This window comes from Terrimonas alba (assembly GCF_042434975.1).
In the GTDB taxonomy this organism is placed as follows: Bacteria; Bacteroidota; Bacteroidia; order Chitinophagales; family Chitinophagaceae; genus Terrimonas_B; species Terrimonas_B alba.
Map to the genome: position 1 here is coordinate 706815 of NZ_JBHMQM010000001.1, position 14083 is coordinate 720897.

17 protein-coding genes are annotated in these 14083 nt (G+C 39.5%); 6 read left to right on the plus strand and 11 right to left on the minus strand.

The genetic code is table 11. The annotated features are described in order from the left end of the window. Window positions 1-13 precede the first annotated feature (13 nt). The 4 genes from ACFEL9_RS02805 to ACFEL9_RS02820 form a co-directional block, all read right to left on the minus strand. A complete protein-coding gene (locus ACFEL9_RS02805) occupies window positions 14-487 on the minus strand; it encodes a phage tail protein (protein ID WP_385885943.1) in 474 nt (157 codons plus the stop codon). Between the two features lie 80 nt (window positions 488-567). Beyond that, complete coding sequence (locus ACFEL9_RS02810) at window positions 568-1074, minus strand: phage tail protein (RefSeq protein WP_385885945.1); 507 nt, start codon at window positions 1072-1074, stop codon at window positions 568-570. Window positions 1075-1473: 399 nt separating this feature from the next. Then, complete coding sequence (locus ACFEL9_RS02815; protein WP_385885947.1) at window positions 1474-2358, minus strand: methionyl-tRNA formyltransferase; 885 nt, start codon at window positions 2356-2358, stop codon at window positions 1474-1476. Window positions 2359-2411: 53 nt separating this feature from the next. Further along, on the minus strand, window positions 2412-3563 hold the full coding sequence (locus ACFEL9_RS02820; RefSeq protein WP_385885949.1) for an ABC transporter substrate-binding protein: 1152 nt from the start codon (window positions 3561-3563) through the stop codon (window positions 2412-2414). Window positions 3564-3789: 226 nt separating this feature from the next. Here ACFEL9_RS02820 and ACFEL9_RS02825 point away from each other — a divergent pair, with 226 nt between their 5' ends. Continuing rightward, window positions 3790-4848: a metallophosphoesterase gene (locus tag ACFEL9_RS02825; RefSeq protein ID WP_385885950.1), complete on the plus strand. Its 1059-nt coding sequence runs from the start codon at window positions 3790-3792 to the stop codon at window positions 4846-4848. On the opposite strand, the gene ACFEL9_RS02830 is transcribed toward ACFEL9_RS02825, so the two are convergent. After that, window positions 4821-5288: a GNAT family N-acetyltransferase gene (locus ACFEL9_RS02830; RefSeq protein WP_385885952.1), complete on the minus strand. Its 468-nt coding sequence runs from the start codon at window positions 5286-5288 to the stop codon at window positions 4821-4823. The genes ACFEL9_RS02825 and ACFEL9_RS02830 overlap by 28 nt on opposite strands. 246 nt (window positions 5289-5534) lie before the next feature. Between ACFEL9_RS02830 and ACFEL9_RS02835 the strand changes: the two genes are divergently transcribed. Both ACFEL9_RS02835 and ACFEL9_RS02840 read left to right on the plus strand, forming a co-directional pair. Then, window positions 5535-6755: a trans-sulfuration enzyme family protein gene (locus tag ACFEL9_RS02835; RefSeq protein ID WP_385885953.1), complete on the plus strand. Its 1221-nt coding sequence runs from the start codon at window positions 5535-5537 to the stop codon at window positions 6753-6755. A 77-nt stretch (window positions 6756-6832) separates the two neighbouring features. Continuing rightward, window positions 6833-7282: a GNAT family N-acetyltransferase gene (locus ACFEL9_RS02840; protein ID WP_385885954.1), complete on the plus strand. Its 450-nt coding sequence runs from the start codon at window positions 6833-6835 to the stop codon at window positions 7280-7282. 50 nt (window positions 7283-7332) lie between these two features. Here the strand turns inward: ACFEL9_RS02840 and fabD are convergent, their stop codons facing one another. The 4 genes from fabD to ACFEL9_RS02860 form a co-directional block, all read right to left on the minus strand. Continuing rightward, window positions 7333-8223, minus strand: coding sequence for an ACP S-malonyltransferase (gene fabD, locus ACFEL9_RS02845; RefSeq protein ID WP_385885955.1), 891 nt, complete (start codon window positions 8221-8223; stop codon window positions 7333-7335). A gap of 110 nt (window positions 8224-8333) precedes the next feature. After that, window positions 8334-8936, minus strand: coding sequence for a GTP cyclohydrolase I FolE (gene folE / locus ACFEL9_RS02850; RefSeq protein ID WP_385885956.1), 603 nt, complete (start codon window positions 8934-8936; stop codon window positions 8334-8336). Between the two features lie 43 nt (window positions 8937-8979). After that, the gene (locus ACFEL9_RS02855) at window positions 8980-9393 is read right to left on the minus strand and encodes a 6-pyruvoyl trahydropterin synthase family protein (protein WP_385885957.1); all 414 of its coding nucleotides are present in this window, start codon (window positions 9391-9393) and stop codon (window positions 8980-8982) included. 63 nt (window positions 9394-9456) lie between these two features. Next, window positions 9457-9867: a 6-pyruvoyl trahydropterin synthase family protein gene (locus ACFEL9_RS02860; protein ID WP_385885959.1), complete on the minus strand. Its 411-nt coding sequence runs from the start codon at window positions 9865-9867 to the stop codon at window positions 9457-9459. Between the two features lie 157 nt (window positions 9868-10024). Here ACFEL9_RS02860 and ACFEL9_RS02865 point away from each other — a divergent pair, with 157 nt between their 5' ends. The 3 genes from ACFEL9_RS02865 (at window position 10025) to ACFEL9_RS02875 (ending at window position 12157) form a co-directional block, all read left to right on the plus strand. Then, the gene (locus ACFEL9_RS02865) at window positions 10025-10558 is read left to right on the plus strand and encodes a type VI secretion system tube protein Hcp (RefSeq protein WP_385885961.1); all 534 of its coding nucleotides are present in this window, start codon (window positions 10025-10027) and stop codon (window positions 10556-10558) included. A gap of 61 nt (window positions 10559-10619) precedes the next feature. Continuing rightward, window positions 10620-11282 carry a futalosine hydrolase gene (gene mqnB / locus ACFEL9_RS02870; RefSeq protein WP_385885963.1) on the plus strand — a complete coding sequence of 221 codons (663 nt, stop codon included), beginning with the start codon at window positions 10620-10622 and terminating at the stop codon, window positions 11280-11282. A gap of 35 nt (window positions 11283-11317) precedes the next feature. Further along, entirely contained in the window at window positions 11318-12157 is an 840-nt protein-coding gene (locus ACFEL9_RS02875) for a 1,4-dihydroxy-6-naphtoate synthase (protein WP_385885965.1), read from the plus strand. Window positions 12158-12169: 12 nt separating this feature from the next. Here the strand turns inward: ACFEL9_RS02875 and ACFEL9_RS02880 are convergent, their stop codons facing one another. Beyond that, window positions 12170-13015: an aminotransferase class IV gene (locus ACFEL9_RS02880; RefSeq protein ID WP_385885966.1), complete on the minus strand. Its 846-nt coding sequence runs from the start codon at window positions 13013-13015 to the stop codon at window positions 12170-12172. Window positions 13016-13086: 71 nt separating this feature from the next. Next, the gene (locus ACFEL9_RS02885) at window positions 13087-13761 is read right to left on the minus strand and encodes a response regulator transcription factor (protein ID WP_276500465.1); all 675 of its coding nucleotides are present in this window, start codon (window positions 13759-13761) and stop codon (window positions 13087-13089) included. Window positions 13762-14083 lie beyond the last annotated feature (322 nt).

The window sequence follows — 14083 nt, forward strand, 5'->3', positions numbered from 1 at the left end:
GCTTAAAAATTTATTAGTTAGGAGAAGGAAATATTCCCTGCAGGGCAATACAAAAATTTAATGTTAAAAAAGGTTGCATGTTCAGGTGAGCTTGGCTACCCCCAACCGGTAACACAATTCCGGGGTCCATCGTTGTATTGGCACTTTGATGAAACCCGGCAAAGGAGCCGCCACTTGCCCAATAGTTGGTGGCAGAAACATATTGCTCATCTGCCGTTGTATTAGCTATTACGTTAACATTATGGGAATGAGAGGGCAGTTCCGCAATAGTTAAAGTATGTGCCTGTTCACCCGCCCGTTCACCAAGTGTATGACCGTTGCCAACATGAATAGGTACGCGGCCACGTAAATCTGGCAATGCAAAGTTTACCCTGCCATCCCCGCCAAAAGTTGTTCCGAGTAAGGAAAACAATGCCTGGTTCTGATTTATTGGTAATAACTGCCCATTACAGAATGCCCATCCTTTTGGTGGGAAATTGAAAGACATGATTCTTATTTCAGATAAAAAAGGTTCGGCCATTGTATGAAAATTTATTTTATAATAGTTGTGTATTCAATTTAGCTGGATCAGGTCTGTGATGGAAAAATTCCAAAGAGTGAAATGATAAAGTCCACACAGAGATAAGGCTGAAAATTTGTATGCGGCTGATTTCCCCCGGTTGCTGCCAGGGTATTTGCCGCTAAATTAGTATTGGCTGTTCCCGGACCTGAATATTGTAAAAGTGATGTTTGTGCAGCCCAAAAATTATTGGCGGGGTCTGTACTGCTGGCATTGCCGGAATTGGCCGCGGGCACATGGACATGTGAAGGGATCTGTTGAACGGTTAATGTAATTTCTTCAGCCCCTCCCGTTTCTGCTAGAATAAAACCATTGCCCTGGTGAATTGGCACCCTGCCTCTTAAATCAGGCAAAGCAAAAGTGGATTGCCCATCACCACCATAAGTAGTACCAATTAACTGGAAGAGAGTTTCATTTTCAGAAATAGCAAGCAATTGCCCGTCACAAAACATCCATCCTGCGGGCGCAAAATTGCCTGCAAACATTCTTATTTCACCAACGTAGGGTTGTGCCATAAAAATAAAGCGGTTATTTATTAATTAATAGAATGCACGTTCTATTGCTATACGTGTAAAATGATTCCAGGCGATGGCATAATATGCCCGCATGATCACAACTAAACTGTTAATCCCATCACTTGCCTAACAGAGGGGGTGCGGAAAAATACAAGCTGCACAGAATGCTGAAGATTTTTATTAGGTAACGGTTTGCAAAACCAGAGCTGTATAACCAAATAAGTTGAGTAACCAGAGAAGGAGTTTCTTAAAGGATAATTAACTATACTACTTAAAATAGTTTTTAAATCTACTTTTTCTATTTAATAATTACAAATTTTATTTTATCATTTTTTCTTTTTCATGCTTTATACATTTTTTGTCAAAAATATAAGCATGAAATGAATTAAAGGTTTTCACTTAAGCTATTTCAAAACGGTTACCAGGCAAAATGCCTAACTGATTCAAACGGCTGGCCATCAAAAAGCCTTCGACAGCATATATCATTTTTACAATAATTGCTTCGCCATGAAGAGTGGAAACAATCATCCCATTTTCTTCAAACGCAATAATATAACCAGGTTCCTTATAAAGAGATGGATTTGCCGTTAATTTTTCTGCTTCGAGCAATCGAATTACCTGGTTATTTATTTTGGTAACGGCGCCCTTATTCCAGGGGTTGCACGCATTGATCAATGCAATAATGGATGAGGCATCCATGTCTTCCCAGTCAATTGTGATATCTGCTTCAGTCTGTTTTTCAAAATACCTGACCTTTCCTTCATCCTGCTTTTTTGAATGGATGTTTACATCCATATTCATCATTTTTATCAAAATATCAATTTGTGCCACCGCAAGATGCGACAGTTTAGTGGTTAACATTCCATGTGTATCTGTTATAGCTAGTGGCACTCTTTCTTTCATCACGATGGGCCCGGTGTCTATGCCTTCATCCAATTGATGAATAGTTACACCTGCAAACTTTTCCTGGTTTTTTATTTGCTGAAAAATAGGATCTACTCCCCCGTACCCCGGCAGTAGTCCCGGATGAACATTGTAAAATCCTCTTCCCGCTAAAGAATATACAGATGCCGGAATTTTATAACTAAAAGTCATTACTAACCCAAGATTAATCCGATTTTGCCCGATGGCATCTTCCAGTTGCCCCGCAAACCTTTCTTTTGTCAATATTAAAATCGGAATCCCTGTATTTTTTAATACCTCCTGCGTTTGCTCAATCATTTCTTCGCAGTGGGCAGGGATAGCCACGGCTTTTAATTGGTTAAAAAAAAATAATTGCTGCATAACTGGTAATGCAAACCGGTTTGCGCAAAGGAGTATGACCCGTAGTTCATTCATTAATAACAGAGATAGGTATTAGTCCAGCCTGATGTAGCTCCTTCAATCGGCTCCTTTACAAATGTTTCCCACTCTGGCTGTGAATGTTCAACGCTTTGAATTTCTATTTTATCTGAATGTGGGTTGACAGAGCATTTAATAGCCGGTGCTACAAAATAATTTGTTTCATCATCGAGTCGCATCTCACCTCTTGGGCTATTTATTTTCATTTTTTTTAGTTCTCCGGCAATGGATGCGCCGTCGATAAAATTGTTTTGACAATGCTGAAAAACCTGTTGCAATATCAATGCAGTCTCCCAACCCAATAGAGAAAAGACAGTAGGGGATCTTTTTGTTTGCTGAAGGTAGCTTTCAATGAAAACCTGGTTGCCTTTATTTTCCAACAAGGGATGCCAGGGTATATATCCCTCTATAGCAAACTCAAACCCCTTCCCTATCCGCTCAAGAGCTTTTGATTCCAGCATCATGGGAGAAACCAAAAGATGTAAACTTCCGGCATCAGCAAAATTATTTAACAGGGAATAAAAAAGGGAAGCGGGCAATGAATCAAATACACAAAGCAAAATGTTTGTCGTTGTATCTGATGATAAATAATCTGTCAATTGTTTTATCTCAAATGAATCATCGTAGCGCTGGTTGTTGACATAGTTAAAAGTGATGTTGCCACCTGATTTTACGAAGCTCTTCACCATGGCTGTGGTATGAAGGTAACCACAATCATAAAATGCAGTAGCCATCAGCGCATTTCTTTTGTTTAATTGTTCAGTCCGTTTACCACTTAACCAGCATAAAAAACCATGTTGTAGTGTAAGGTTTATAATATTGGGCTGGGGCACCCAGTTCAGCGGATAATTGGCGCCCGGATTAACGATTATGACCAACCTACCCGACGTATATAACAAAGGTTTTAGTATTTCCAAAACCCGCAGGTCAACATAGGCTACCAGCACATCCGTCTCTTCCAGTATCAATAGCTTTTCCGCTTTTTCATAGACTTCTTTTTCATTGCCTCCAAACCCGATGCTTTCAGAAAAAAGCTGTATACCATCAGTCAATTGGTGTTGTTTCAGCGCTGTTTTTATCCCTTCCATAAAATCCTGCATCATACCGGGATGTGCTTTTGAACGCGGATACAGAATTCCAATTTTCATCAATAAAAAGTATTTAACGGAAAAATGATTTTGAACAGTAACCCGTATTTATCAAATGATACGGTCTTTAAAAAAAAGAATAATTTTTCATATTTAATAAAATACTTTTCGTACTATTATAGTAGCATCCGTCTTTCCCCGTGTTAATATCATACCTCACTTTCGTTCCCTCATAAGAATTATCTCTATTTTTTTAACGACTGAATTAAATCAGAAAACCTTTGATATGAAAAGCAGAAGATACTTTTTGAAACAGGGTACTTTAGCTACTACGGCTATGCTGGTGGCAAAACCATTTATGTCGTTTGGCGAGACAGGCTCGTTCCTTTTTTCTGAAAGAGGATCAGGCGGCAATGTGATGTTGTTGCATACCAATGACCTTCACAATCATCTGGCGCCGTTGAACCATGATGTCTATTCCGGTTTGGGCGGCTTTGAAAAAACAGCCAGTGTTATTTCCAGCATAAAGCAAGAGCATAAGAATGTCCTGCTGCTGGATGCCGGTGATATTTTTTGCGGCAACAGCCATCACCAAACCGAGCAGGAGACAACCTTGCAAATGATGGGGTCTGCGGGATATGATGCAGTATTACTTGGTAACCGGGATTATGAAACCGGCATAGATTATTTACAGGAAAAATTGGCTAAAAATAATATCCCTCTTGTTGCAAGCAATTATTCTTACAAGGCCGGCTGGTTAAAAAACACTCAGCAGCCTTATAAAATCGTTAGGAAAGGAAACATAAAAATTGGCATTGTTGGGGCAGGTATTGATATGAAAGGATTGGCCCCTGTAAGCGGTTCTGTACAATATAACGACCCGTTAAAAAAAGTTAGCGCCATTGCGACAATGCTTAAGCAGGAAGAAAAGTGTCAATTGGTCGTATGCCTTTCACATCTTGGTTATAAAAACAAAAATGCCGTTGATGATATTACGCTGGCAGCCCAATCAGAAAATATCGACATAATTATTGGTGGGCACTCCCACACTTTTATGCAGGCTCCTCAAATCGTTTTGAACAAGCAGCAGCAAGAGGTAATCATCAATCATGCGGGTTATGGAGGAACGGTATTGGGCACTATGACCATTTCTTTTGATGAACATGGAATTAAAAGCAAGGTCAGCTTTAATAACCTTATGGTTGGTACGGAAAATAATAAATGGATTCAAAAAATCCTCTTCCCTGTTGAGCTAAGAAAAGCCGATAAAAATATAAAAATATTTCACCCGTTGGCAGGTTTTGTTAACGGGCTTTTTTATCCAGCCGGTTTTCTTTCCATATAATAATGGCGGCCATTGGTTTTAATATGCACAAATCCTAAACGCCGGTAAAGTTGTAATGCGGGATTCCCTGGTTCTACGTGAAGGGATATCTTTTTTTGAACGGCTCCTGATCTTTTTATTAATTCATGCAACAGGTATGTTCCGATGCCTTTGTTCCTGAATGATGGGAGCACTATAATATCAATCAAGCGTATTTCATTCTCGTTTTCCCAAACAAAAAACCTGCCGGCGGGTTTTCTTTTCCAAATGATTATTTGATAGGACGCTCCCGGGTAGTTTTTTTTATATTCGGCTAGCTGAGCCGTTGACTGCATGCTGACAAATGCCTGCTTCTGGGATTCCGGCCAGTTGGTTAAATTCAACTCGTCTTCCCGTGTAGTTCGATAAATTGTTTCAATAAGCAATTTGTCCTTTTCTTCTACCAACTTTAATTGCAGCATTTATAAAAAATGTTCGTTCGAAAAGACGATAATTATATCTAAAATATATAAAAGAGTGTTGCTAAGTTCGTAATATTCTAAAGTTTCCCTTTCCCTAAAAAATTGTTGCTTTCATTCGCTACATTAAGTATCAAATCTTAAACTGCTTGCAACGCACAACCTTTTTCCAGTGACATTGTTAACGAGATTAGATTACTTATTTTTGAAATCCAATTTCATCTTTTAATACCGGGTCAAAAAATTATAATGAACAAAAAACCTCCGTTAACCGGCTTCAGCTCCCTCTCCATTCATGCTGGTCACCAACAAGATCCTACCTATTCTCATCTTGTCCCTATTTATGCAACCAGCACTTTTGTTTATGATGATGCGGAACAAGGCATGCGTCGTTTTAGCGGACAGGAAGAAGGTTATATTTACAGCCGATGGGGCAATCCTACGTTTACCGAAGCGGAACTTAAAATAGCCGCAATGGAAAGTTTTGGGATAAAGGATAAAAATGGAGAACCCCTACAGCTAAAAGCTTTGTTACACGCTTCGGGTATGGCAGCCATCTCCACCCTTTTTCTTATGAACCTAAAAGCGGGTGACAAAGTACTTACTCATTATTCTTTGTATGGCGGTACTGAAGAAATTCTCCGTAACGTTCTTCCTTCATTTGGAGTAGAACCGATAATCGCCGATTTGCGGGACAGCAATAAAGCCGCTGAAGCATTAAAAGCAGATCCTGCTATAAAAATGCTATACATTGAAACACCTGCTAATCCTACTATTCAATGCGTAGATATTGAAGTCCTTTCCAATATCGCAAAACAATACAACTGCATTGTGGCCTGCGATAATACATTTGCCACGCCTTACCTGCAACAACCTTTTCGTTATAATATAGATTTTGTCGTTCATTCTACTACTAAATTTTTAAACGGCCACGGCACTGCTATCGGTGGAGTATTACTAGGAAAAGATCTGGCATTGATGAAGTCAAAGGGTAATACAATGCGTAAAACACTGGGTGGCAGTAGCAATCCTTTTGATACATTTTTGCTTATTAATGGCATGAAAACGCTGGAAATACGAATGGATCGGCATTGCAGCAATGCGATGGAAGTAGCCAATTTTCTCGATAAACATCCGGCTGTTGCCAAAGTGAATTATAACGGATTAAAACATCACCCCGATCATGCCGTTGCCGTAAAACAGATGAAGCATCCCGGCGCCATGATGAGTTTCGAGCTAAAAAAAGGTTTCCAGGGCGGCGTGGACTTCATGAATAAATTACAAATGTGTACCCGCACGGTATCATTAGGTACCTGCGATACCTTGCTTTGTCATCCTGCTTCGATGACTCATTTCAGTGTGCCAAAAGAAGCAAGAGAGAAATATGGTATTACCGACGGATTGATACGGATGAGTGTTGGCATTGAAAACCTGGAGGATATTATAGCCGATCTTGATCAGGCATTCTGAGAACCACAGATTAGTTGGATTAAAAAGATTTTTAGGAAAAAAAGATTCTTATCATTAATAAATAAGACAAGAGTAAAATGGAAGTCACAATTCGAAGAGCAGTTAAACAGGATTGCCCGAGATTACTGGAATTGGTGCATGAACTAGCCGTGTATGAAAAAGCACCAAATGAAGTCACTGTAACACTGGAGCATTTTGAAGAAAGCGGATTTGGAAAAAATCCTGTATGGTGGGCTTTTGTAGCTGAAGAAGATGGGATCATCCAGGGCTTTGCACTTTATTATATTCGCTATTCTACCTGGAAGGGCCAGCGAATGTATTTGGAAGATATTTTGGTTACCGAAAAAATGCGTGGGAAGGGATTGGGCAAGTTGTTATTTGATCGGCTGATTGAAGAAGCGAAAGAAAAAAACCTATCAGCCATTGTTTGGCAGGTGCTGGAGTGGAATGAACCAGCGATCAATTTTTACAAAAAGTATAATGCGAGCTTTGATGCTGAATGGGTAAATTGCTCTATCAATGTCTGATTATCGATTTAATTGGGTGTAATCGCCCGATTAATCTCCAGGAGCATTATCTAACTCACCCCGTCAGTTGTCATTGTCTTATCTATTTTCATCACCAACCCCTGCAATACTTTTCCCGGCCCCGCTTCGGTGAATTTTGAAGCTCCGTCTGCAATCATTGATTGAACACTTTGCGTCCATCTGACAGGACCAGTGAGTTGATCGATCAGGTTTCGCTTTATTTCTTCTTTGTCAAATACAGCCCGAGCCGCCACATTTTGATAAACCGAACAGGTTGGGTTGTGAAAATCAGTTGATTCAATAGCTGCTTGTAATTCTTCTTTTGCAGGCTCCATCAACGAGGAATGAAACGCACCGCCAACAGGCAAAACCAATGCTCTTTTTGCTCCTGCTGTTTTCAATCTTTCGCAGGCTATTTCTACTCCCCTTATTGAACCGCTTATTACCAACTGACCAGGGCAATTATAATTTGCGGCAACAACCACCTCGCCAGTTTCTTTTTGAACTTCCGCACAAATCGTTTCTACTTTATCATCAGCAAGCCCGAGTATAGCGGCCATTGTAGAAGGATTTAACTCACAAGCCCTTTGCATGGCTTTAGCCCGGATAGCTACCAATTGTAAGGCGTTATCAAAACTTAAAACACCATTAGCCACCAACGCAGAAAACTCTCCCAACGAATGACCAGCTACCATGTCCGGCTTCGCATTATCAATACTTTTAAAAGCAATAATTGAATGTAAAAAAACTGCCGGCTGGGTTACGTTTGTTTGTTTCAGATCTTCCTCGCTACCATTAAACATGATATCAGAAATGCGAAAGCCCAACACTTCATTAGCCTGTTCAAACAATTTTTTAGCAAAAACACTGTTGTTATAATGCTCCCTGGCCATTCCTGGAAACTGTGAGCCCTGACCGGGAAAAACATATGCATGCTTCATATTAAGGTAGTTATTAAAACAAAAATGCCACAAAGGTTTTAAGAAAAAAAATCTTTGTAGCACAATAACCAAGTATTTCCAATAAAACTATTAAACCTGAAGTCATCCTTTTATCTGCGACTGAGATCGGATGAAATAAGCTTCAAAAATTCTGTTCGGGTTGAATTTTTTTGAAATTCCCCATCAAATGCCGAAGTAGTTGTCACAGAATTCTGTTTTTGAACTCCTCTCATCATCATGCACAAATGCTGGGCCTCAATAACAACGGCCACCCCCAACGGGTTAAGCGTTTCCTTGATCGCATTCATGACCTCAACCGTGAGCCGTTCCTGTACCTGCAACCGTCGTGCATATACATCCACTACCCTTGCCACCTTGCTCAGCCCCGTGATCCATCCATTGGGTATATAGGCCACATGCGCCCTTCCAAAAAAAGGAAGCATATGATGTTCGCACATGCTGTATATCTCAATATCCTTAACCACAATCATCTCGCTAATCTGCTCATGAAATTTAGCCGAGTTGAGAATAGCACGGGCATCGGACTGATAACCCTGGGTCATATACTGCATGGCCTTGGCCAATCGTTCGGGAGTTTTATGAAGACCTTCACGCTGGGGATCTTCACCAAGAAACCCTAAAACTTTGCGATAGCTATCTATCAAACCTGAAGTTGTTTCCTCATCGTAATGTTCTGTTCTTTTATATGCCATATTGCTGGTTTGAACTTATTTTATGAAAATACAGCAACATTATTTATACCGGGTATTCAACAAAATTCCTGGGAGTTTCGTATAACCTTACCTGCAAGTCCATTTTTTTATCAATATGCGGACGCAATAACCGGTAAATAATAATTACAATATTTTCAGCTGTTGGATTTAGATTTTTGAATTCTTCTGTATCGAGGTTAAGGTTTTTGTGATCAAAACGGGAATGTATTTCTCTTTTTATCAGGTCAGAAAGTGTTTTCATGTCCATCACATAGCCAGTATCAGTGTCCGGCTCCCCCACTACTTTTACTTCCAGTTCGTAGTTATGGCCATGATAATTGGGCAACGCACATTTTCCAAACACTTCGTCATTTTTCGCATCGTCCCAGCCGGGATTATATAGCCGATGCGCCGCATTAAAATGCTCCCTTCGGAAAACAGCTACCTTGTTGCTCATACTTTCAATTTACGAAATTACATATAGGGTAACGTTTCAACTATGCAAAGGTTGAGTTATTCATTAACCCCCGAAATACTCGACATAAATACGTGGGGTTTCATACAGCCGTATGCAATGAAGTTTTATTGTCTGTGGCAGATGCGGGGTTAATTGCTCCCAAATTGCAATGGCGAGGTTTTCAGTACTGCACATTTTTCCCTGCATAAACTCCACATCTACATTTAGGTTGCGATGATCCACTTTTTCTATCACATGTTCCTTAATGATATTGCTGAGTTTTTTTACATCAAACACGAAACCGGTATCCGGATCCGGATCGCCTTTAACCGTTACATGCAAATCATAATTGTGACCATGCCAGTTTTCGTTGGCACATTTGCCAAACACCTCCTCATTCTTCTCATAACTCCAGGTTGGATTATACAGTTTGTGTGCGGCGTTGAAATGTTCGTTTCTTGTTAAGTAAACCATGCTTCACTTATTATTTTCCTCTCAGCATTGGGCGGAGGAGTGGATGAGGCCATGCCATTTGGCAGGCAGGCGCAAAGGTAAGCGAATTTGACTTTCAGAAAGTTCGATTAGAAAGCTTGAGTTTATCCTAATTTGGCAGTATAAAAATACCTTGTATATGAAAAAGACCTGCTTACTGCTTATCCTGCTACTCATCATGGCAGGCATTACTACTGCTCAAAATATGGTGATGAAGATAGACGGTGTTCCCGGAGAAAGCCCGGCTGCTAAGTTCAAAGATAAAACAGAGCTATTAGCGTTTATACTGGAAGGCACTTCTCCGCAAGCAATCGCAACAGGTGGTGGAATGGCCGCAGGCAAACGCAGCTACAAACCTGTGATAATACTTAAGCAATCGGGAGCTGCCAGTCCTGTACTTTTTCAAAACTTCTATATGGGCCGGGTGATCAAAGATGTGGCTATTGAGTTTTATAAACAGGACAGAACAGGCGTTCAAACATTAGATTATGTTATTACTTTAAGGAACGTAAATATCAGCGGCTTCAAACAATTCTCAAGCCTCGTTAAGAATGAAAAATTTAATGTTCCTGGAAATGCCATACTCTATGATGAAATAGAATTTAGTTTCCGGGAAATCGTAGTTGACCATAAAAGATCGGGAGTAATCGTGCAGGATAATTTGCTACGCTAAGCATATTAATTTATCAATACCTTTGCCCTGCCAGTTGAATCAAACTGGCATTTTTGTTATCATGACCTGTCTATTGGTAGCCGCCACGAGTTTTGAGATTTCGCCTTTTATCGAATCTTACAGGAATTCAACCAATCAATTTCCCGGCAAACATGAACTGGACATTTTAATAACGGGTATAGGCTTGACTGCAAGTACCTACTCAACTACAAAACAAATAAACCTTAAAAGACCTGATCTTGTTATACAAGCAGGTATTGCCGGCTGTTTTGACAGAAACGTTCCTTTGGCTTCTGTTTTTATTGTCAGGCAAGACAGGATTGCTGATCTCGGGGTGGTGGAAAAAAATGAATTCAGAAGTTTGTTTGATTCAGGTCTTATACCCGCCAATCACTATCCATATACAAATGGGTGGCTCGTTAATAAAAGTGAGGCTTTAAAAAAAACAAAGCTGAAGAAAGTAAAAGCGATTTCAGTAAATGAAATAAGTACCCAAAAAAGGCGAATTAAATTTTTTGAAGAAAGTTTTGATCCGGTATTGGAATCTATGGAGGGAGCGGCTCTCCATCATGTGTGCTTGATGGAAAAAATTGAATTCGTTCAACTCAGGAGTGTGTCCAACTATGTCGGTGAAAGGAATAAAAAAAACTGGAAGTTTGAGGCCTCTATTAACACCCTCAACGTTGAATTAGCAGATCTATTAAAAATATCCGGTGTGCTCTGATTAACATTGATGAAAAATTACAACTTAGAATAACTATGAAACTGACGCTTGGTTTTTCTCCCTGTCCGAATGATACTTTTATTTTTGATGCCTTAGTTAATAACAAAATTGATACGGAAGGCCTGGAATTTGAAGTGGTATTGGAAGATGTTGAAACACTCAATCAATGGGCTTTAGAAGGAAAACTGGATATTACTAAATTGAGTTTCCCCGCTTTTTTTCAGTCGTTAGATAATTACACACTACTTAGTTCCGGTAGTGCGTTGGGAAAGGGAGTTGGCCCCCTTCTGATTTCAAAAAAACAAACGGAAATCGATAGCAAACAGGTTGCGACCAGTTCAATAGCCATACCTGGCTTAAATACTACGGCCAATTTACTATTGAGTTTCGCTTTCCCTGATGCTACAAATAAAAGGCCCATGATTTTCTCCGCTATTGAAAACGCTGTTCTGACGGGAGAGGCAGACCTCGGAGTTATAATTCATGAAAACAGGTTTACCTACCATGAAAAAGGCCTGCATAAAGTGCTGGATCTTGGAAATTATTGGGAAGAAAAAATTAAAATGCCAATTCCATTAGGTGGCATTGCCATTAGTCAATCTATAAAAAGGTCAATAGCCCTGCAAATAAATAAGCTGATCAGACAAAGCCTTGAATATGCCTTTTCAAATTATCCGTTTGTAAGTGATTTTGTAAAACAACATTCACAGGAGATGAGCGAAGAAGTCATGAGAAAACATATTGACTTGTATGTAAACAACTATTCATTGGACCTGGGTAATGATGGCAGGGAAGCGATCCGGACGCTTTTTAATGTTTACCAAAAAACAAATGGCATTGTCGGAAGCAGCGGTGAAGAAGTACTATTTCTTTGATGCCAGAATTATCTATTTCAAAATTGCTCCCAGGTGTTTCTGAAAAATACCGGAAGAAATTTTATTAGTATAGGTTTTATCTCTAAATCGCTTTACCCATTTGATCCCGGAAATAGCATTCGTTAAAAAAACTTCATCTGCCGAGGAAAGATCTTCAACTGACAGGCCGGCTTCTTCAATAACCAGGTTCACCCCGCTTCCCTTAAAATTATCAAGCAAAAATTTTCGCATCACACCGTTTACACATCCCTCACTTAATGAAGGTGTCTTTAATTTGTCACCTTTTACAATAAAGATGTTGGCGACAGAGCTATCAGCGATGCGGTCGTGTACATTCAAAACGATTGCATCATTCAACTGATTCTCTTTTGCATGCAGGGCCGCCATAACATAGGGCAAAAAATTGGCTGACTTAATAGTTGAAAACTTGTCACAACTCTTTCTAATATCAGGACATATATCGATGACCAATCCATTTTCATTTAAGTAATTGAACGAATTATTTAATGGCCAGCATTCAATAAGATACTGTAAATCGTCGAGGCTTTCGTTTATACCTCCATTTCCCCGAAAAACCGAAAATCTCACCCGGGCCAACTCATCACATCTGTTTTTTGCACACAGCGAAACTACCTCTTGCCTTATTTTATCCCGTGTAAACAATGATGGGATTTTAAAGTGCATCATTGCCAAACTTTGAAATAATCTTTCAAAGTGATAAGCCTCTAAGGAAATTTTTTTATTGACCACTTTGATTGTCTCAAATAAACCATCTCCATATCGGTAGCTTCTGTTATCAGCCAGCAGTAAAGGGTCTGAGCCTGTCACCATTTTCCCATTCAGGCATATATAGTTCATGGGCTGAAAGTAAAATAAAAATGGTCATCCCGCAAAAGAGATGACCTATAAGCAATTAGTCAGAGATGCAATTATGCTTGTTCTACCAAACCGGCTTTTACGGCATACATTACCAGACCTGCCATAGATTTTGTTCCGGTCTTTGTTTTTAATTTATCACGGATTGCTTCCACAGTGCGGGGACTCAGGTCTACTATATCAGCAATTTCTTTTGTACTTTTTTCGTCGCACATTAACTTCAAAATAGTTATTTCTTTGTCCGTCAGCTGCACGTCTTGTGGCATAGATGATTCGGCTGTACGTTTTGTACGAAGTCCGCTCAACAAAGCTTTATTAGTAAGATCATTGAAAAAGAAATCCTGTTCATATACGGCTCTGATGGCATCGTAGATCATTTCGGATCCTGATTCCTTTGTCAGGTAGGAATTGGCTCCGATTTCCATCATTCTTGAAATAACAGAATGATCATTATGCATCGAAAGCATAATTACTTTCACACCCGGATAAAGTTTCTTTATCTCCGGCAATGTTGTTAAACCATCCATAATTGGCATTTGGATGTCCAGCAAAACTACATCAGGTTGAATGTGCCGTAAAAGGTTAAGTAATTGCATGCCGTTCTCGGCTTCTGCGACCATTTGAATATCTTTCCTGCTTGACAGTGAAGTTTTTACACCAGTACGGAAAAGAGCATGATCATCAGCAATGGCTACTTTGATTAAAGAGTTAGATTCGGGGTTTTTCATGGATCAATTTAAATTTGTAAAGCTATAGGGTTTGGTACTTGTTCTATGAGTGCAAGTTGAAAAATTCCTGCAATATATACCATAGTAGAAGTACTTGATTTCAAATTTGTGGAAAGTACCAGTAGGACTTCTACCCGAATTGATACGAAAAACAACTATGCATTAATGTGGTCTATTTACTATTCTTACCGTAAAAGCCGACAAGATTAAATTGAGAAGTTGTGCTCTTGTCCACAGTACACTGTGGATATATTTTTGTCTAAGAAAGTTGATTATATCGGAAGATCGTTTCCTATCATCCAATGTCCAAACCGTCCAGAAA